At 59.6% G+C, this 18,091-nt stretch carries 21 protein-coding genes; all 21 read left to right on the forward strand.

Annotated elements, in window-relative coordinates; genetic code table 11:
• Positions 1-142 precede the first annotated feature (142 nt).
• The 21 genes from BFV97_RS06960 to BFV97_RS07060 all read left to right on the forward strand — a co-directional run bounded on the left by BFV97_RS06960 (position 143) and on the right by BFV97_RS07060 (position 18,081).
• The gene (locus BFV97_RS06960; RefSeq protein ID WP_069299629.1) at positions 143-376 is read left to right on the forward strand and encodes an acyl carrier protein; all 234 of its coding nucleotides are present in this window, start codon (positions 143-145) and stop codon (positions 374-376) included.
• Positions 377-529: 153 nt separating this feature from the next.
• Positions 530-1,273, forward strand: coding sequence for a 1-(5-phosphoribosyl)-5-[(5-phosphoribosylamino)methylideneamino]imidazole-4-carboxamide isomerase (locus BFV97_RS06965; protein WP_069299630.1), 744 nt, complete (start codon positions 530-532; stop codon positions 1,271-1,273).
• Positions 1,274-1,386: 113 nt separating this feature from the next.
• Positions 1,387-2,646, forward strand: a complete 1,260-nt coding sequence (gene fabF, locus BFV97_RS06970) for a beta-ketoacyl-ACP synthase II (protein ID WP_069299631.1) — start codon at positions 1,387-1,389, stop codon at positions 2,644-2,646.
• Positions 2,647-2,721: 75 nt separating this feature from the next.
• On the forward strand, positions 2,722-3,888 hold the full coding sequence (gene mltG / locus BFV97_RS06975; RefSeq protein ID WP_069299632.1) for an endolytic transglycosylase MltG: 1,167 nt from the start codon (positions 2,722-2,724) through the stop codon (positions 3,886-3,888).
• Between the two features lie 222 nt (positions 3,889-4,110).
• A complete protein-coding gene (locus BFV97_RS06980) occupies positions 4,111-4,437 on the forward strand; it encodes a hypothetical protein (protein WP_069299633.1) in 327 nt (108 codons plus the stop codon).
• Entirely contained in the window at positions 4,379-5,734 is a 1,356-nt protein-coding gene (locus BFV97_RS06985) for a DNA-packaging protein (protein ID WP_425412266.1), read from the forward strand. The genes BFV97_RS06980 and BFV97_RS06985 overlap by 59 nt, the downstream gene beginning before the upstream one ends.
• Before the next feature lie 48 nt (positions 5,735-5,782).
• Positions 5,783-6,961, forward strand: a complete 1,179-nt coding sequence (locus BFV97_RS06990) for a phage portal protein (RefSeq protein ID WP_069299634.1) — start codon at positions 5,783-5,785, stop codon at positions 6,959-6,961.
• Positions 6,954-7,190, forward strand: a complete 237-nt coding sequence (locus BFV97_RS06995; RefSeq protein WP_069299635.1) for a GTA head formation protein, RCAP_rcc01685 family — start codon at positions 6,954-6,956, stop codon at positions 7,188-7,190. The genes BFV97_RS06990 and BFV97_RS06995 overlap by 8 nt, the downstream gene beginning before the upstream one ends.
• Before the next feature lie 33 nt (positions 7,191-7,223).
• Positions 7,224-7,781 carry an HK97 family phage prohead protease gene (locus BFV97_RS07000; RefSeq protein WP_069299636.1) on the forward strand — a complete coding sequence of 186 codons (558 nt, stop codon included), beginning with the start codon at positions 7,224-7,226 and terminating at the stop codon, positions 7,779-7,781.
• A 61-nt stretch (positions 7,782-7,842) separates the two neighbouring features.
• Positions 7,843-9,042: a phage major capsid protein gene (locus BFV97_RS07005; RefSeq protein WP_069299637.1), complete on the forward strand. Its 1,200-nt coding sequence runs from the start codon at positions 7,843-7,845 to the stop codon at positions 9,040-9,042.
• A gap of 149 nt (positions 9,043-9,191) precedes the next feature.
• Positions 9,192-9,779, forward strand: a complete 588-nt coding sequence (locus BFV97_RS07010; protein ID WP_069299910.1) for a head-tail connector protein — start codon at positions 9,192-9,194, stop codon at positions 9,777-9,779.
• Positions 9,780-10,121: a head-tail adaptor protein gene (locus tag BFV97_RS07015; protein ID WP_069299638.1), complete on the forward strand. Its 342-nt coding sequence runs from the start codon at positions 9,780-9,782 to the stop codon at positions 10,119-10,121.
• A complete protein-coding gene (locus BFV97_RS07020) occupies positions 10,118-10,528 on the forward strand; it encodes a DUF3168 domain-containing protein (RefSeq protein ID WP_069299639.1) in 411 nt (136 codons plus the stop codon). Before BFV97_RS07015 ends, BFV97_RS07020 begins: the two co-directional genes overlap by 4 nt.
• 47 nt (positions 10,529-10,575) lie before the next feature.
• A complete protein-coding gene (locus BFV97_RS07025) occupies positions 10,576-10,989 on the forward strand; it encodes a phage major tail protein, TP901-1 family (RefSeq protein WP_069299640.1) in 414 nt (137 codons plus the stop codon).
• A complete protein-coding gene (locus BFV97_RS07030) occupies positions 10,989-11,315 on the forward strand; it encodes a gene transfer agent family protein (RefSeq protein WP_069299641.1) in 327 nt (108 codons plus the stop codon). Before BFV97_RS07025 ends, BFV97_RS07030 begins: the two co-directional genes overlap by 1 nt.
• Positions 11,308-11,487 carry a rcc01693 family protein gene (locus tag BFV97_RS07035; RefSeq protein ID WP_069299642.1) on the forward strand — a complete coding sequence of 60 codons (180 nt, stop codon included), beginning with the start codon at positions 11,308-11,310 and terminating at the stop codon, positions 11,485-11,487. The genes BFV97_RS07030 and BFV97_RS07035 overlap by 8 nt, the downstream gene beginning before the upstream one ends.
• 21 nt (positions 11,488-11,508) lie before the next feature.
• Positions 11,509-12,174 (forward strand): phage tail tape measure protein, encoded by a 666-nt coding sequence (locus tag BFV97_RS07040; protein ID WP_069299643.1) that lies wholly within the window; start codon positions 11,509-11,511, stop codon positions 12,172-12,174.
• Between the two features lie 11 nt (positions 12,175-12,185).
• On the forward strand, positions 12,186-12,818 hold the full coding sequence (locus BFV97_RS07045) for a DUF2460 domain-containing protein (protein WP_069299644.1): 633 nt from the start codon (positions 12,186-12,188) through the stop codon (positions 12,816-12,818).
• A complete protein-coding gene (locus BFV97_RS07050; protein ID WP_108721650.1) occupies positions 12,818-13,705 on the forward strand; it encodes a DUF2163 domain-containing protein in 888 nt (295 codons plus the stop codon). The genes BFV97_RS07045 and BFV97_RS07050 overlap by 1 nt, the downstream gene beginning before the upstream one ends.
• Positions 13,706-14,158, forward strand: coding sequence for an NlpC/P60 family protein (locus BFV97_RS07055; RefSeq protein WP_083225550.1), 453 nt, complete (start codon positions 13,706-13,708; stop codon positions 14,156-14,158).
• Positions 14,158-18,081, forward strand: coding sequence for a baseplate multidomain protein megatron (locus BFV97_RS07060; RefSeq protein WP_069299645.1), 3,924 nt, complete (start codon positions 14,158-14,160; stop codon positions 18,079-18,081). Before BFV97_RS07055 ends, BFV97_RS07060 begins: the two co-directional genes overlap by 1 nt.
• Positions 18,082-18,091: the final 10 nt, after the last annotated feature.

An 18,091-nucleotide genomic window follows, 5' to 3' on the forward strand; every position in this document is an offset into this window, starting at 1 on the left:
GCCAACAGGGTAACTTATGGTATAGCGCGGCACGAGTTAACCGGTGAACGGGGGCCTTTGGGCTTCGTGATCATCTTTTGAGGTGCCTGCTTGCGGGCCAAAGGCGAAGGCAGAGCTTTCGCGCAATATGAGGATAGAAAACATGAGCGACATCGCAGATCGCGTGAGAAAAATCGTTGTCGAGCACCTGAGCGTTGACGAAGATAAAGTTGTTGAAGGCGCATCCTTCATCGACGATCTGGGCGCAGACAGCCTCGACACGGTTGAGCTGGTTATGGCGTTCGAAGAGGAATTCGGCATCGAGATTCCGGACGACGCGGCTGAAACCATCCAGTCCTTTGGCGATGCAGTGAAGTTCATCAAAGAAGCTTCCTAAGACATTTGGTCTTGCACCACAGAGTTTTGAAACGCGGTCCCAAACGGGGCCGCGTTTTGCGTTTTGGACTTAAAACGTCGGTGGTGTGTTAGGGAATATGGCGCTGTTCGGGTAAAGTGATTCCCAGAGATCACATACCGGGGAGGCTGTGCCATGATCATTTATCCAACGATTGAACTAAAGGACGGGAAATGTGTCAGCCTGACACGGGGCCGTCTGGAAGAAGCTGCTGTCTGGCATGTGGACCCGCTGACCGTGGCGAAAGGGTTTGCCGATGCGGGGGCATCCTGGATGCAGGTGACGGATTTCAATGCGATTGAGGGTGGTTCCGAGAATGCGGAACTTGTTGAGGAGATCATTCGCACGGTTGGTATTCCGGTGCAGGTGGCGGGTGGTATGCGCAGTGTCGAGACGGCGGTGCGCTGGATTGACAAAGGGGCCGGGCGGATCGTGATCGGAACGGCGGCGGTCAAGCAGCCGGCGCTGGTGCAGCAACTGGCGCGGGCTTTCCCTGATCAGATCATCGTTGCGGTGGACTGCTGGCGGGGGCGGGTGCTGACGGACGGTTGGCGGGAAGAAAGCATGTTCGCGCCGATTCCCTTTTTGCGCAGCTATGCCGATGCGCCTTTGGCGGGTTTCCTTGTTACGGATGTGGATGCGGATGTTGAGGATATTGAGGTCGGGGCGTCGGAAATCTCGGTTCTGGCAGCCAGCACGCGGCATCCGGTGATTGCCAGCGGGCTGGTGCGTACGCTGGATGATGTCTCTATGTTGAAATATGCCGGTCATTGTGACGGGGTTATCATCGGGCGGGCGCTGTTCAACAAATCCGTTGATCTGCGCAAGGCGCTGGAGGTCGCGGTTCCAGAGGTGGAGGAAATTGCCAGCTTTGTTTGAACGGCCTTTATGCCTGTAACGCTTTTGATATTTGCCGCTGCCAATTACTTGCCCAGAGTGGCACAAGGCTGTAGAGAGGCTGGGAAGTAAAGAACCAAGATACGAGGGCTAGTATGCGTCGGGTTGTTGTCACAGGTTTGGGTATGGTTTCGCCGCTGGCTAGCGGTGTGGAAGAAACATGGAAACGTTTGCTGGCGGGTGACAGCGCGGCGGGAACTATCACGCGGTTTGATGCGGATCATCTGGCGACAAATTACGCCTGCGAGATTCCGCGCGGGGATGGCTCTGACGGGACGTTCAATCCGGATGACTGGATGGAGCCGAAAGAGCAGCGCAAAGTGGATGACTTTATCCTGTATGGGATCGCGGCGGCGACACAGGCTGTGGAAGACAGCGGCTGGACCCCGAAAGAGGAAGAAGACTTCCACCGCACTGGTGTATTGATCGGTTCCGGCATTGGCGGTCTGGATTCTATTGCGCAGACTGCGATCACCCTGAAGGAAAAAGGGCCGCGTCGGGTGTCTCCTTTCTTTATTCCCGGGGCGCTGATCAATCTGGTTTCCGGTCAGGTTTCCATCAAATACGGCTTTAAAGGCCCGAACCATTCGGTTGTGACGGCGTGTTCCACTGGTGCCCATGCGATTGGCGATGCGGCGCGGATTATCGCGCTGGATGATGCGGATGTGATGATTGCCGGTGGTGCTGAAGGTGCGATCTGCGAGATTGGCATGGCGGGTTTCAACGCCTGTAAGGCGCTGAGCACGAAGCGTCGTGACGACCCGAAATCTGCGAGCCGCCCTTATGATACGGACCGTGACGGGTTTGTCATGGGTGAGGGCGCGGGGATCGTGGTTCTGGAAGAATACGAACACGCCAAGGCGCGCGGTGCGAAGATTTATGCAGAGGTTCTCGGGTATGGGATGTCCGGGGATGCGTATCACATCACCGCCCCGTCCGAGGATGGTGATGGTGGTTTCCGTGCCATGAAAGCGGCGCTGAAACGGGCCGGACTGGAGCCGGAGGACGTTGATTATATCAATGCGCACGGCACTTCTACGATGGCTGATACGATTGAACTGGGCGCTGTGGAACGGTTGCTTGGGGATCATGCCAAGGATGCGACAATGTCTTCGACCAAATCGTCGATCGGGCATCTGTTGGGCGCTGCCGGTGCGGTTGAGGCGATCTTTTGTATTCTTGCGCTGCGGGACCAGATTGCCCCGCCGACGATCAATCTGGACAATCCGGCTGTGGACAGCACTATCGACCTTGCGCCGAATTCCGCGCGTAAACGGGAGATTGAAGTCGCGCTGTCGAACTCTTTCGGGTTTGGTGGTACGAACGCTTGCCTGATTATGGGGCGCGCGTCTTAAGCGTCCCTGATCGGAACACGGTAAGATATTTGCCGCACCGGTGAGAGCACCGGCGGCACAGCGGAAAGCGCATAGATGGCACGGCATATCGCGGCGAACTTCGTCAACCTTTTGATTGTGCTGCTGGTGGTTGCCGGCGGCTTGTTCTTTTGGGCCAAGGCGGAGTTCACCCGTCCCGGACCGTTGCAAAGCTCTATTTACATCGAGGTACCGCGCGGCGGCACGGTCAGCCGGCTGTCCAAGACGCTGGAGGAGCAGGGGGCTGTGTCCTACGGGCTGATCATGCGGGTTGCGTCGGATTATAACGGTCAGGCGAGCCAGTTGAAGTTCGGGAATTACGAAATTCCGGCCCGTGCTTCGATGGCGGATATTCTGGATATTGTCACCAAGGGCGGTGCCGGGTCGTTCCGGTTCCTTGCCAATTACCGGATCGGTATTCGCGGTGCAAAGATGACTTTGTCCGAGCGGGAGCCGGGTACAGGCAAGACCGAAGAACTGGCGGAGTTCGAGGAGGGCGGGGAACTGCCGGAGCCTTATGCCAGACTGGTCGAGGCCAAAACGCCGATTGTCTACCGGATCACGGTGGCAGAAGGCACCACAAGCTGGCAGATCGTAGAAAGCCTGAAGCAAGCGGATTTCCTTGGCGGTACGTTCGAGAATGTGCCACCGGAGGGCATGCTGTCCCCGAATACGTACGAGGTGCGGCGTGGTACACTTGTAGAAGATGTGATCGAGCAGATGTTCACCGCGCAGGAGCGTATTCTGGCGGAGGAATGGGAGAACCGGGCCGAGGGGCTGCCGTTTGACACGCCGGAAGCTGCGTTGACGCTGGCGTCGATCATTGAAAAAGAGACTGGTGTTGCGGAGGAACGGGCCGAGGTTGCTGCGGTTTTTGTAAACCGGCTGAATAAGGGCATGAAGTTGCAGATGGACTCCACGGTGGAGTACGGGATTACCAACGGCGAAGGTTTTCTGGAACGGGGTTTGCGGCGCAGCGAGTTGTCCAAGAAGACGCCGTACAACACCTATATCATCGAAGGGTTGCCGCCCGGACCGATCGGGAACCCCGGACGGGACGCGATCCATGCGACGCTGCACCCCAACGAGAGCAACAATCTGTTCTTTGTTGCTGACGGTACCGGGGGGCATGCTTTTGCGGAAACTCTGGTCGAGCACAACGCGAATGTTGCGAAATGGCGCAAGATCGAAGCTGAGAAACGGCGGCAGAGCAACGGAGGCTGACGCCCTGCGTTCTGTAGGAAGTTTATAGATGTCAATGGCTTGATGCCCGTGTTGCGCCTTTGGTGTTGCGCGGGCATTGCGCGTTTGATTGACTTTGCGACCGGTCTTGGATATACCTTTGGACAAGATGGAAGAAGTGGGTAACGACCCTGGCAGCAGATGCCTTGGGTCGTTTTTTGTTTCTACCGTCCCGGTGACAACACCGATAGGAACTCTTATAATATGACGAAGATTGAGAACGTGGATGTGCACGCGCTGCCTTTGGCTTTGCGTGAGGCACGGGCGGCTGTCGCTGAGTTGCGTCAGCGTATTATCCGGGACCTGTCGGAGAAGTCTCCGAATGCCGAACCTATGACAACCGCGCAGTTGTTAGCCCTTGTACGGGAATACAGCACTGCGGTTTTGCATGTAACGTCGCTTGAGGCCCACATTGAAAAACATAGCAGCGCCATCCGCGGTGTCGTCCAAGGCGACGCCGTCAACCTTGAAGATGCGAGACGCGAGGTCCTTAACAGACTTGCTCGGTTCCGTCAGCGAAGCGGAGATTGAGACGTTTCTTGCAGGACTGAGCGATCAGACGCTGATGGCGCTGCCGTATCTGTTCGATCTGTGGGCCTTGCCCCATCAAAGAGCGCCCAAGGGAGATTGGGCCACATGGGTGATCATGGGCGGGCGCGGGGCCGGTAAGACCCGTGCCGGTGCGGAATGGGTGCGCCAGCAGGTCGAGGGGCCACAAGCGGGCGACATTGGTCGTTATCGTCGTGTGGCGCTGGTGGGAGAAACACTGGATCAGGTGCGTGAGGTTATGGTGTTCGGGGAGAGCGGCATTATGGCCTGTAGTCCGCCGGACCGGAAACCGGAGTGGCATGGGTCGCGACGGGTGCTGGTCTGGCCGAACGGAGCGGAAGCCTGGGCGATGTCTGCCAGCAGTCCGGAGGCGCTGCGCGGGCCGCAGTTTGATTGCGCCTGGGCGGACGAGTTGGGCAAGTGGCGGCAGGGGCGGGACTGCTGGGATATGCTGCAGTTCGCCCTGCGTTTGGGGGAAGCGCCACGGGCGCTGGTGACAACCACACCGCGTAACATCGGGGTGTTGAAAGAGATTCTGAAGGCTGACGATACGGTTGTGACCCATGCGGCAACGGAGGCAAATAAGGCGAATCTTGCGCCCGGATTTCTAAAGAAGGTTTACACGGATTACAGCGGCACGCGTCTGGGCCGTCAGGAGCTGGACGGGCGGATGCTGGAAGATGCAGAGGGCGCTTTGTGGCCGCTGGAGCGGCTGGACGGGCTGCGGCGGGCCGAAGTGCCGGAGATGGACCGGATCGTGGTCGCGGTGGATCCTCCGGCTTCGGGAAAATCCACGGCGGATGCCTGTGGCATTGTGGTTGCGGGGATGCAGAAGACTGGCGCGGGTCCGCAGGACTGGCGGGCCTGGGTGCTGGAGGATGCGAGCATTCGGGGGGCGAGCCCTGCGAAATGGGCTGCGCGGGTGGTCGAGGCGGCGCGGAGCTGGCAGGCGGATCGCGTGGTGGCCGAGGTTAATCAGGGCGGTGACATGGTGGAAAGCGTATTGCGCCAGCAGGACCCGCTTTTGGCGTATCGGGGCGTTCATGCGACCCGCGGCAAAACCGTTCGGGCAGAGCCTGTGGCGGCGCTTTATGAACAGGGGCGCGTGTTTCACGCGGCGGGTTTGCAGGCGCTGGAGGCCCAGATGGGCGATATGACGTTGCTCGGGTATGAAGGCAAAGGATCGCCGGATCGGGTGGATGCCTTGGTTTGGGCGCTGACGGATTTGATGATTGATCCGGCGGCAAGTTTTCACAGGCCGCAGATACGCCGCTTGTAGGTCGGCGTGTAACGCACTGTTTCAAATACACATTAGGAGTAAATTCAGATGGTACTGCAATTTTTGCGCAGTGCGTCCCAAAGGGATGTGCCCGAAGAAAAAGCCTCGGCCGCGGGGCCGGTGATCGCGTTTCACGGTGCGGGGCGGCCTGCATGGTCGGCGCGGGATGTGGCGAGTTTGACGCGCAGCGGTTTTCTGTCCAATCCGGTTGGATTCCGCTGTGTGAAGATGATCGCGGAGGCGGCTGCGGCGGTTCCTTTGGTGGTGAGCGGGCCGGAGCGACGCTTTGATGTGCATCCGCTGGTTGACCTGCTGGCGCGGCCGAACGGTCTTCAGGGGGGGGCGGACCTGCTGGAGAGTTTCTACGGGCAGTTTCTACTGTCCGGTGATGGGTATCTTGAGGCTGCGGGGAGCGGCGCAGGTGGCGGGCCGGCCGAGGTATATGTGCTGCGCTCGGATCGGATGAAGGTGGTTCCGGGCGCTGACGGCTGGCCGGTAGCGTATGAATATGCAGTCGGGGCGCGCAAGGTGCGGTTTGACATGGGAGCAGAGTTGCCGCCGGTTTGTCATGTGCGGGCGTTTCATCCGCTGGACGATCATTACGGGTTGTCCCCGATACAGGCGGCAGCCACGGCGCTGGATGTGCATAATGCGGCGTGCCGCTGGTCTAAAGCGCTGCTGGATAATGCGGCGCGGCCTAGCGGTGCGATTGTGTATCGCGGGGTAGATGGTCAGGGCAGTTTACAGGCGGATCAGTATGACCGGCTGGTTGAGGAAATTGAGGCGAACCATCAGGGGGCACGCAATGCAGGGCGTCCGATGTTGTTGGAGGGCGGTCTGGACTGGAAGCCGATGGGGTTTTCGCCCTCGGATATGGAGTTCCAGAAAACCAAGGAAAGTGCCGCGCGGGAGGTGGCTTTGGCCTTTGGGGTGCCGCCGATGCTGCTGGGGCTGCCCGGAGATGCGACATATGCGAATTATGCCGAAGCGAACCGCGCCTTTTACCGGCTGACGGTTTTGCCGCTGGCGCAAAAGCTGGGGGCGGCCTTGTCAGCCTGGCTGCCACAATTTTACGGGGAAGATTTGCGGGTTCATGCGGATCTGGACGGTATTCCGGCGCTCGCCATCGAGCGGGAGGCCCAGTGGCGGCGTGTATCCGAGGCGGATTTCCTGTCGGATCGGGAAAAGCGGAGGCTGTTGGGGTTGCCGGCTGAACCGGATGAGTAGGGGCGTCGGATCGCGGTATTTATACGAGCCTTTCGAGGCGGCGGCGAAGCTGGAAACCCACCGGCAGGTGACGGATGAACGCTGGATCGCGCTGGAGCGGTGGCTAGAGATGATCGAGAGTTCGCTGGAGCGTCTGGAGCGCCGGATCTGGATGGCGGTCTACGGTGTGGTCGGCTTCGTTCTGACACGCGGCGTGTTGGTACTGCTGGACGTGACACAGCAGGTTTGATGCCATCCGGCATCGCAAATCAAGGGAAACGGTATGGGAAATGGTGACGGCGCTGGTGCGCTGGAGAGGAAGTTTTGCCGGTTTGAGGCGGGCATTGATGTGTCGCAGGGATGTGAAATCTCGGGCTATGCGTCGGTGTTCGGGGCTTCGGACCAAGGTGGCGATGTGGTGCAGAGAGGCGCTTACGGGCGCAGTCTGAAGGCGATGTCGCTGGAAGGGCGGCGGGTGAAAATGCTTTGGCAGCATGATCCGGGCCGCCCTATCGGGGTCTGGGAAGAGGTGCGCGAAGACGACAAGGGTCTGTTCGTCAAAGGGCGTATTCTGGCAGAAGTTCAGGCTGGCGCTGAGGCTTTGGCGTTGATCAAGGCCGGCGCGATTGAAGGGCTGTCTATTGGGTATCGAACAATTCGCGCCGAGAAATCCGCAAACGGCGCGCGTTTGTTGCATGAACTCGATCTTTGGGAGGTTTCGCTTGTGACGTTCCCGATGCTTCCGGAGGCGCGGGTCGATCCGGCGGGCAAGGCAGAAAATGCGCTGGCAGAAGAGCTGATTGCCTCGCTCCATGCAGCGAAAACACAGTTATCGGCCTGAGGTCGGACAGAGATTTATTCAAATTTTTAACATCAGTTTCAACAACAGCACAGGATTGATCATGAGCACATCAACCACCCCCGCGCCGCAAGGCGGGCCAGAGGCCAAATCCATGCCCTCGCTTCAGGTGAAGGCAGCGATGGAAGATTTTCTACAGGACGTAACCAAAGTGAATAGCGATTTGAAAAACCGACTTCTAGAACAGGAAAAGAGATTGAACATGCTGGAACGTAAGAACACTGGCGCGCGGCGCCCCGTATTGTCCGCTGTAGCCGAGGTCGAGGTGCCCCATAAGAAGGCGTTTGCGGCTTATCTGCGGAGCGGTGACGATGACGGAATGCGTGCGCTGGATGTGGAAGAAAAGGCGCTGTCCACGGCGGTTTCCGGCGATGGGGGCTATCTGGTTGATCCCCAGACGGCGGATCAGATTGCCGGGGTGCTGCATGCTACGGCGTCGATCCGGTCTGTTGCCAATGTGGTGGCGGTGGAGTCCACGGCCTATGATGTGCTGGTCGATCACACAGAACTGGGTGCGGGATGGGCGAGCGAAACGGGTTCGGCCTCTGAGACTTCAACGCCGCAGGTGGAGCGGATTTCCATTCCGTTGCACGAATTGTCGGCCCTGCCCAAAGCCTCGCAGCGGTTGCTGGATGACAGTGCCTTTGACGTGGAGGGCTGGCTGGCCGCGCGGATTGCAGACAAGTTTTCCCGTGCGGAGGGCGTGGCTTTTGTGTCTGGTGACGGGGTGGACAAGCCGACAGGTTTTTTGACCTATCCGGCGGTTGTTAATGACAGTTGGAGCTGGGGAAACCTTGGTTATGTGGCAACGGGTGCGGACGGGGATTTTGCGGCGCTTGATCCGGCGGATGCGATTGTCGATCTGGTGTATTCGTTGGGGGCCCGTTACCGCGCGAATGCGACCTTTGTGATGAATTCCAAGACGGCTGGTGCGGTGCGCAAGATGAAGGATGCGGACGGTCGGTTCTTGTGGTCGGACGGGCTGGCTGCGGGAGAGCCTGCGCGTCTGATGGGCTATGCGGTGCTGGTGGCCGAGGATATGCCGGATATTTCCAGCGGGGCCAATGCCATCGCCTTTGGAGATTTTGCGGCCGGTTACACGGTGGCGGAGCGGCCTGATCTGCGGATTTTACGCGATCCGTTCAGCGCGAAACCCCATGTTCTGTTCTACGCCACCAAGCGTGTCGGCGGTGATGTAAGCGATTTTGCGGCGATCAAACTTCTGAAGTTTGCAGTTTCCTAAACCGTAGAAGAGATCCCGTTCAGGGATGGTGCGACGGGGTCTTTCTTCGTCGTTCCTGATGTGCTGCGGGCTGGCTCTGCTGTCCTCCGTCCGGCCGGCCCGCGCACATCAATTTAATGATTTATGATCCGTATTGGGAGAATACGCTTATGATTTTGACCGAACTTACCAGCGTTCCGAGCGGATCGCTGCCTTTGGCGTTACTGAAGGATCATTTGCGGCTGGGGACGGGATTTTCCAGCAGCGCAGAGCAGGATGATCTTTTAGAGGCCTATCTGCGTGCAGCGATCAGCGCTGTGGAAGGGCGCACAGGGCTTGTGCTGTTGGAGAAGTCTTATAACTGGGCGCTGACGGGGTGGCGGCATTACGACCGGCAGGTTCTGCCGGTGCGTCCGGTGCAATCTGTGGATGCGGTGACACTGGTAGATCGGGCGGGTGCTGAGGCGGTGGTGCCGCCGGAAACCTACCATCTGGAGCGGGACAGTCAGAGCCCTGCTTTGGTGGCGGTGGGGCTGGCGCTGGCGGTTATTCCCGAGACGGGCAGCGCAGAGATTACCTTTACCGCCGGATACGGCCCGTTGTGGAGCGACTTACCGCCTGATCTTGCGCGGGCGGTTCTGATGCTCGCGGCAGAGTTTTACGAGCACCGTGCGAGCCGTGAGGGGGCCAGTTTGCCGCCGGCGATCCTGTCCTTGCTGGAGCGGTTTCGCAAGGTGCGCCTGTTGGGGGGCGTCTAGATGAAGCGGAAGGTGGAATTGAACCGGCGTTTGACACTGGAGCGGCGGCAGCGGATTTCCGATGGCGCGGGCGGTTTTGCGCGGGACTGGGTGGCCTTGGGAGAGGTCTGGGCCGATGTGCAGATGCGCAGTGTGCGGGTGACAGAAGTGTCGGCGGGGACCACCGCGTTAGAGCGGCACAGGATCATTGTGCGTGGTGCGCCACAGGGTGATCCGCAGCGACCGATGCCGGGGCAGCGGTTTGTTGAGGGGAGCCGGATTTACGGAATTGAATCGGTAGCCGAGCATGACAGTGCGGGGCTGTATCTTTTGTGCTGGACCCGTGAGGAGGTGCTGACGTGACTTATGCGGTTTCTCATGCGCTTCAACAGGGGGTTTATCAAACGTTAACAGGGGACGGCGCAGTGAGTGCTTTGGTGGGGGAGCATATTTTCGATGCGCCGCCAAGCGGAGCGATACCGGATCTTTATGTAACGCTCGGGGATGAGCAGGTGCGCGACAAGTCCAGCGGTTCGGCGGGCGCGGCCCTGCATGATCTGGATATTCGCGTGGTGTCCTCGGCGGCGGGATTTGCAGCGGCAAAACAGGTGGCGGCGGCGGTTTGTGATGCGGTGATCGGGGCGGAGATTGCCCTGACGCGCGGACGGCTAATTTCGCTGTCATTTCGTGCTGCCCGCGCGGTGCGGGAGGGCAGTCCGGAACAGCGGCAGATCCGTCTGAAATTCCGCGCCTTCGTTGAGGATAGCTGACTCCTGCGGGTCGGTTCTTAGAAAAACACAGGATTTAGGAGAAAGTTATGGCGGCACAGAACGGGAAAGATCTGCTGATCAAGGTGGATATGGACAATGCTGGAACCTTTGAAACATTGGCGGGGCTGCGGGCGTCCCGTATTTCGTTCAACACGGATACGGTGGATGTGACGGCTTTGGACAGCACGGGTGGCTGGCGCGAGTTGTTGGCGGGGGGCGGTGTGAAAACCGCGAGTATCAGCGGATCGGGTGTGTTCCGTGATGACAATACCGACGAGCGGGCGCGGCAGATTTTCTTTGACGGGCAGATACCGGATTTTCAGGTGGTGATCCCGGATTTCGGCATTGTTGAGGGGGCCTTCCAGATCACCTCGTTGGAGTATGCGGGTCAGTTTGACGGGGAAGCGACCTATGAAATGGCCTTTGCTTCGGCGGGTGCGCTGGCGTTTTCGGCAATTTGATGGGGAATCCTTATCGCGGAGAGGTCGCGCTGACGGTGGATGGTGTCGAGCGTGTGATGCGGCTGAGTCTCGGGGCTTTGGCGGCTCTTGAGACGCGGCTTGGGGTCGGGGGGCTGTTGCCGCTGATTGAGCGGTTCGAGCAGGGGCGTTTCACAACGGACGATCTGATTGCCTTGCTCTGGGCCGGTTTGACGGGGGCTGGATGGGAAGGCAGCGAGGATGATTTGAAGCGGGCGGAGATTGCAGGGGGCGCGATGGGGGCTGCGCGGGCAGCAGGCATGTTGCTGCGGCTGACCTTTACCCTGCCGGAGACGACGGATGATTGACTGGGCAGGACTGATGGCGCTGGGGCTGGGGCAGTTGCGGTTATTGCCGGCGCAGTTTTGGGGACTGACGCCGGTGGAGCTAATGATGATGGCAGGGGTGACGCCGGGGGGCACGCCACGGCTCGGGCGCGCGCAGCTTGATGCGCTATGTGCGCAGTTTCCCGATACCTAAGACCAACAGAGAGGACCAAGCATGAGTGAATATAACGCTGATCTGGAGGCGCTGGACAACCAGCTACAGTCTCTGGAGGGGAACATTGCTGCCACGGCGCAAATGTCGGCCGTTTTCCAGCGGGAGTTGGGCGGGATGCAGACGAGTATCTCGCTGGCAGAGCGGGAGGCACAGGGCTTGTCGCGCTCTTTGTCTAAGGGGCTGCGGGGAGCGTTCGGGGATGTGGTCCTTGAGGGGGCGAAGTTTTCCGATGTGCTGGAGACACTGGCGCAGCGGATGATCCGGAGCACGTTCAATCAGGCGATGTCTCCTGTGACGGATGCGATCGGCGGCGTGTTGAGCGGCGGCGTCAATTCGATCCTTGGCAATATTTTCCCGAGCGCCAATGGCAATGCCTTTGTCGGGGGGCGGCAGACCGCCTTTGCCAAAGGGGGGGTGGTGAGCGGGCCAACGTTATTTCCCATGCGGGGTGGCACCGGATTGATGGGCGAGGCCGGACCCGAAGCGATAATGCCGCTGCGCCGCGGGGCGGACGGGCGGCTGGGTGTTGAGGGGGCTGGCGGCGGTACTGCGGTCAATATCACCATGAACATTACGACGCCTGACGCCGAGAGCTTTACGCGGTCCCAGACGCAAGTGGCGGCAGGGATCCGTCGGGCCATCGCCCGTGGCAACCGGAACATTTAGGAGAGCATATTTTGAACTTTCATGAAGTCAGATTTCCCGCCGGCTTGTCGTTCGGGTCAACCGGCGGACCGGAGCGTCGCACGGAGATTGTGACGCTGAACAGCGGTTACGAGGAGCGTAACAGCCCCTGGGCCCATGCGCGGCGGCGTTATGATGCGGGGGTTGCTATGCGCTCTACCGACGATCTGGAGGCTGTGATCGCGTTCTTTGAGGCGCGGCGGGGGCGTTTGTTCGGGTTTCGCTGGAAGGACTGGACCGACTGCAAAAGCTGTCTGGCTTCGCGGGAGCCCGCGTTTGCGGATCAGGAGATTGCGGTGGGGGATAGTGTGACGTTGGATATTGCATTGTGCAAAACCTACAGGTCGGGGGAGACCACATATTGCCGCGCGATTTCCAAGCCGGTGGAGGGCACTGTGTCGGTCGGGATTGGCGGTGCGCAAGTCTTTGAGGGGGAGCATTTTGATGTGGATTATACCTCTGGCGTGATCCGCTTTTACGAGGCGCCGCCCGAAGCGGCACTGGTGACGGCGGGTTTTGCCTTTGATGTGCCTGTGCGCTTTGACACGGATCGTTTGGAAATGAGCATGGCGGGTTTTGCCGCCGGATCTGTGCCGAGTGTTCCCATTGTGGAGGTGCGGGTCTGATGCGGGCAATTGGAGAGCTGCTGCAATCGCATCTGGACGGGGGTGCAACAACGCTGTGTCGGGCCTGGGTGGTGCGGCGCAGGGACGGGCGTGTGTTCGGGTTCACCGATCATGACGGTGATGTGCTGGTTGAAGGTGTGCTGTGTGAGGCGGCCTCGGGGATGGATGCGACTGCGGTGGAGAGTTCTACGGGGCTGGCGGTTGATAACTCGCAGGCTGTGGGCGCGCTGACTTCGCTTGGGATCAGTGATCTTGATATTGAAACCGGGCGGTTTGACGGGGCGGAGGTGTGTCACTGGCTGGTGAACTGGCAGAACCCCGAGCAGACGATCCTGCAGTTTCGTGGCACCATCGGAGAGGTGCGTCGGGGGAACGGCGCTTTTGAGGCGGAGCTGCGCGGTTTGAGCGAAGCATTGAACAAACCTGTGGGGCGGACCTATCTGCGCCAGTGTGACAGGATGCTCGGGGATGGGAAATGCGGTGTAGACCTGTTTGCCGAAGGGCTGGTGGCGGAAGATGTGGTGGATACGTCCAAGGGGCGCCGTGTGATAGAGTTGAAACATCTTGACGCATTTGAGGAAGATTGGTTCGCGCTGGGCAAGGTCACGTGGTTAAGCGGGGAAAACGCAGGTGCCGAAGGGCTGGTAAAAGTAGATTACCGACGCGGGCCGGTTCACGTGATAGAGCTATGGGAAGAAACCCGTTTTCCGATTGGGAACGGTGATCGTATCCGCTTGCACGCAGGGTGCGACAAGCAGGCCGGAACCTGCCGCGAGAAATTCGGTAACTTTCTCAATTTTCGCGGCTTTCCCCATATGCCCGGTGAGGATTTCAGCCTGACTTATCCGATTGCAGGACGTCCGATGGACGGCGCACGGCGCGAATAGATGACTCCGCAGATGCGCGAAGAGATCCTTGCAGCGGCGCGGGGCTGGATCGGTACGCCTTATCGACATCAAAGCAGTGTGAAGGGACAGGGGACAGACTGTCTGGGGCTGTTGCGTGGTGTGTGGCGCGAGGTGCTTGGGGCGGAACCTGAAGCGATCCCTGCCTATACTGCGGATTGGTCCGAGCCTTCGGGGCAGGAACGGCTGTGGCGTGCGGCGCGGCGGCATCTGGTGACAGTGCCTGTCCGTCCTGAACGCGCGGGTGATGTGGTGTTGTTCCGGATGCGGCGGCACGGGGTGGCGAAACATCTTGGTTTTTTAGCGGCGACCCGGACAGGGCTGCCGACGGTTTTACATGCCTATAGCGGCAAGGGGGTGGTTGAAACGCCTCTGACCAGTGCTTGGTCCCGCCGGATTGTAGCGCAATTCGAATTTCCCGAGAGGAGGGGCTAATGGCGACGATACTGTTATCAGCAGCGGGTGCTGCGATCGGTGGCACCTTCGGGGGCACTGTGCTGGGTCTGACGGGGGCGGCGATTGGCAAGGCGGTCGGGGCGAGCCTTGGCGGGGTGATTGACCAGAAGATTCTTGGCAGCGGCAGTCAGGTGGTTGAGACCGGACGGCTGGAGAGTTTTAGGTTGCAAGGGGTGAGCGAGGGTGCGGCCGTGCCACGGGTGATGGGCCGTGCGCGGATTGCAGGGCATCTGATCTGGTCAAGTCGCTTTGAAGAGCACGTCAATACGCAGACCTCTGGCGGTGGCAAGGGCTCTGGCGGGGCGCGTGTGACGACCAAATCCTATTCCTACACGGTAAATGTGGCTTTCGCGCTGGGCGAGGGTGTTGTTGAGAAGATCGGGCGGATTTGGGCGGACGGGCAGGAGGTCAGCCGCGACGGTCTGTCGATTGCGTTTTATTCCGGCGACGAGACGCAGGCGCCTGATCCGACCATTGCCGCGATTGAGGGGCTGGAGAATGCGCCGAGCTATCGCGGGACGGCTTATATTGTGTTTGAGGATCTTGATCTCGGGCCGTTTGGCAACCGGATTCCGCAGTTCAACTTTGAGGTCTTTCGCAAGGCACAGCCCGAGCATGGTACTTTGGATGATCCTTCGCGCGACATTACCGGCGTTTGCCTTATTCCGGGAACGGGCGAGTATTCTCTGGCGGTGACGCCGGTTGAATATCCCGGTGATTTCGGAGACGGGGCGTTTGCCAATGTGAACTCTCCGCGGGGGGAGACCGATCTCGTGCATGCGCTGGAGGATCTGGCGCAGGACGTGCCCAATATTGCGTCGGTATCGCTGGTGGTGAGCTGGTTCGGGGATGACCTGCGGTGTGGGACTTGCGCCCTGACGCCCCGTGTAGAGCAAACCGAAGTGGATGGCGATCCGATGCCTTGGGTGGTGTCCGGCGTCCCGCGCAATGCGGCCGGATTGGTGAGCTTTGACGGGGACCGGCCTGCCTATGGGGGGACGCCTGCAGACGGGGCTGTTTTGGAAGCGATCAAACACATTAAGGAGGCAGGGCAGGATGTTGTTTTTTATCCGTTTATCCTGATGGATATACAGGAAGAAAACGGCTTGCCCGATCCCTATTCGGATAATCCGGATCAACCTGTTATGCCTTGGCGGGGCCGGATTACCACGGCGAAGGCGGCGGATCAGGACGGCACCAGTGACAAAACGCCAGCGGCGGCAGCAGAGGTCGCGGCCTTCTTCGGGAATGCTGATGTTGCGGATTTTTCGGTGGTTGACGGGGCAGTGGTTTACACTGGTCCGGCGGAGTGGAGCTATCGCCGGTTCATTTTGCACTACGCCTATCTGTGTCTCGCGGCGGGCGGGGTCGAGGCCTTTAACATCGGATCGGAAATGCGCGGTTTGACGCGGATTCGGGATGGTGTGGACAGTTTTCCCGCTGTGCTGGCCTTGCAGCAGCTTGCACAGGATGTGCGGGCGATTTTGGGGCCGGAGGTCAAAATCGGCTATGCGGCGGATTGGTCGGAATATTTCGGCTATCATCCGGCGGACGGATCGGGGGATGTGTTGTTCCATCTCGATCCGCTGTGGGCGCAGGCTGAGATCGACTATATCGGGATCGACAATTACATGCCGCTGGCGGACTGGCGGGATGAGTTGGGGCATCTGGATGAGGGCGAAGGGTCCATCTATTCCGTGGACTATCTACGCAAGAATGTCGCGGGTGGGGAGGGGTTTGACTGGTATTACGCGGATGCAGCGGGGCGGGATGCGCAGGATCGCATTCCCATCACTGATGGCGCCTATGGGGAGCCTTGGGTGTTCCGCTACAAAGATTTGCTAAGTTGGTGGAGCAAGGAGCATTACAACCGCTTGGGCGGCGTCCGGCAGAGTGTTCCGACCAGTTGGCAGCGCAAATCCAAACCGATCCGCTTTACCGAGTTGGGATGTCCTGCGGTGGATAAAGGCGCGAACCAGCCGAATGTGTTCTTTGACCCGAAATCATCGGAATCTGCCCTGCCGTATTATTCCGACGGCTCGGTTGATACGCTGATGCAGGCTCACTATCTGCGCGCGACTTACGGGTACTGGTTGGATCGTGACAATAATCCGGTGTCGGACGTGTACTTCGGGCCAATGGTGGATATTGTAAACAGTCATGTCTGGGCGTGGGATGCGCGGCCCTGGCCGGATTTTCCCAACCGTCTGGACGTGTGGAGCGATGGTGACAATCACGGGCGGGGGCATTGGATCACGGGGCGGTTTTCAGATCAGTCGCTGGGCGCGATTGTATCGGAAGTCTGTGAGATTTCGGGACTGCAGGACATTGATGTGTCAGAGCTTTATGGTTCGACCATCGGCTTTGCCATGACTTCGGTCGAGAGTGGACGCCAGAGCCTGCAGCCCCTTATGCTGGCGTTTGATTTTTCCTGTGCAGAGGTAGACGGCAAGCTGGTTTTCAAGAACCGGAGCGAGCAAATTGCCTTTACTGCCGTCCCAATGGATCTAGTTGTGGCGGGGACGGATCCGGTTGTGGCTAAGACCCGTGCGCCCGAAGCGGAAACCGCAGGCCGTGTGCGCGTGTCGTTCTGGGATGAAACGCGGGACTACCAGACTGCCACATCCGAGTTTATTTTGGCGGATGACGACAGCCGCGCCACGTCACATGTGTCGCTGCCTGTGGCGCTGCGGCCGGGGTCGGGGCGCAATCTGGCGAGCCGCTGGCTGGTTTCGGCGCGGGTGGCGCAGGACGAGGTGAAACTGACCCTGCCGCCAAGCGTGCAGGGGGTGGTTGCCGGGGATGTGTTCAAGCTGGATGATGGGGGCACGGATGCGACCTACCGGATCGAGCGGATTGCGGAGCAGGGCGCGCGACAGGTGGAGGCAGTACGGGTCGAGCAGTCTGTTTATAAACAGAAAGACGCAAGCTCTACCATCGGGACGGTTTCCGCTTTGCAATCTGCGCGGGGTGTTATGCTGCGCTTTCTGGATCTGCCGATGTTGGAGACGGATCAGGACTCTACGGCCCCTTATGTGGTGGCCGAAGGATCGCCATGGCCCGATGGGGTGGCGGTGTACAAATCTGCCAGTGATGACGGCTATAGGCTTGATACGATGGTAGAAACGCCGACCAAGATGGGACGCACGCTGACGGAGCTTCGCAGTGGTCCGGTGGGGCTTTGGGATGAGGTAAACGCGGTCCGTGTGAGGATCTCTCACGGTGCTTTGGAGGGGCGCAGTGCGCTGGACGTGCTGAACGGTTCCAACGGCGTTGCGATCGGGACAGGCGATGCGGCGGGTTGGGAGGTATTTCAGTACCGCGATGCCGCGCTTCAGGGCGATGGCAGCTACATCCTGCGGGGATTGTTGCGCGGGCAATTGGGCAGTGACGCAGAGATGCCGGAGGTTTGGCCGCAGGGATCCGAACTGGTGTTTCTGGAGCGCATACCCGACCAATTGCAGCACAGGGACGCAGATCGCGGGATTGAGAAATATTATCGCAGCGGTCCGGCTGGAAAACCTGTGGGTGATCCGACTTACAAGACGCAAACCGAGTCATTCGATCTGGTGGCATTGCGACCGTTGTCTCCGGTGCATCTGCGGGGCCGGCGTGACGGTGCGGATACGATCCACATAAGCTGGATCAGGCGTACGCGGATCGACGGGGACAGTTGGGAGGGGCTTGACGTTCCTTTGGGAGAGGCGCGGGAGCAGTACCGCGTGGATGTTAAGAGTGGTGAGGATCTTTTGCGTCGCGAGATGGTCGCATCCGCGCAATGGAGCTATTCCGCGGCGATGCAGGCTGAGGACGGCGCTACGGGCGCTATTCGTGTCGAGGTTGCGCAAGTGTCGGAGAAGTTCGGGATTGGGGTCAGGTCTTCGCTTTCTTTCGAGGTTTAACGGGTCAGGA

This window comes from Neptunicoccus sediminis, from assembly GCF_001719615.1.
Lineage (GTDB): Bacteria > Pseudomonadota > Alphaproteobacteria > Rhodobacterales > Rhodobacteraceae > Amylibacter > Amylibacter sediminis.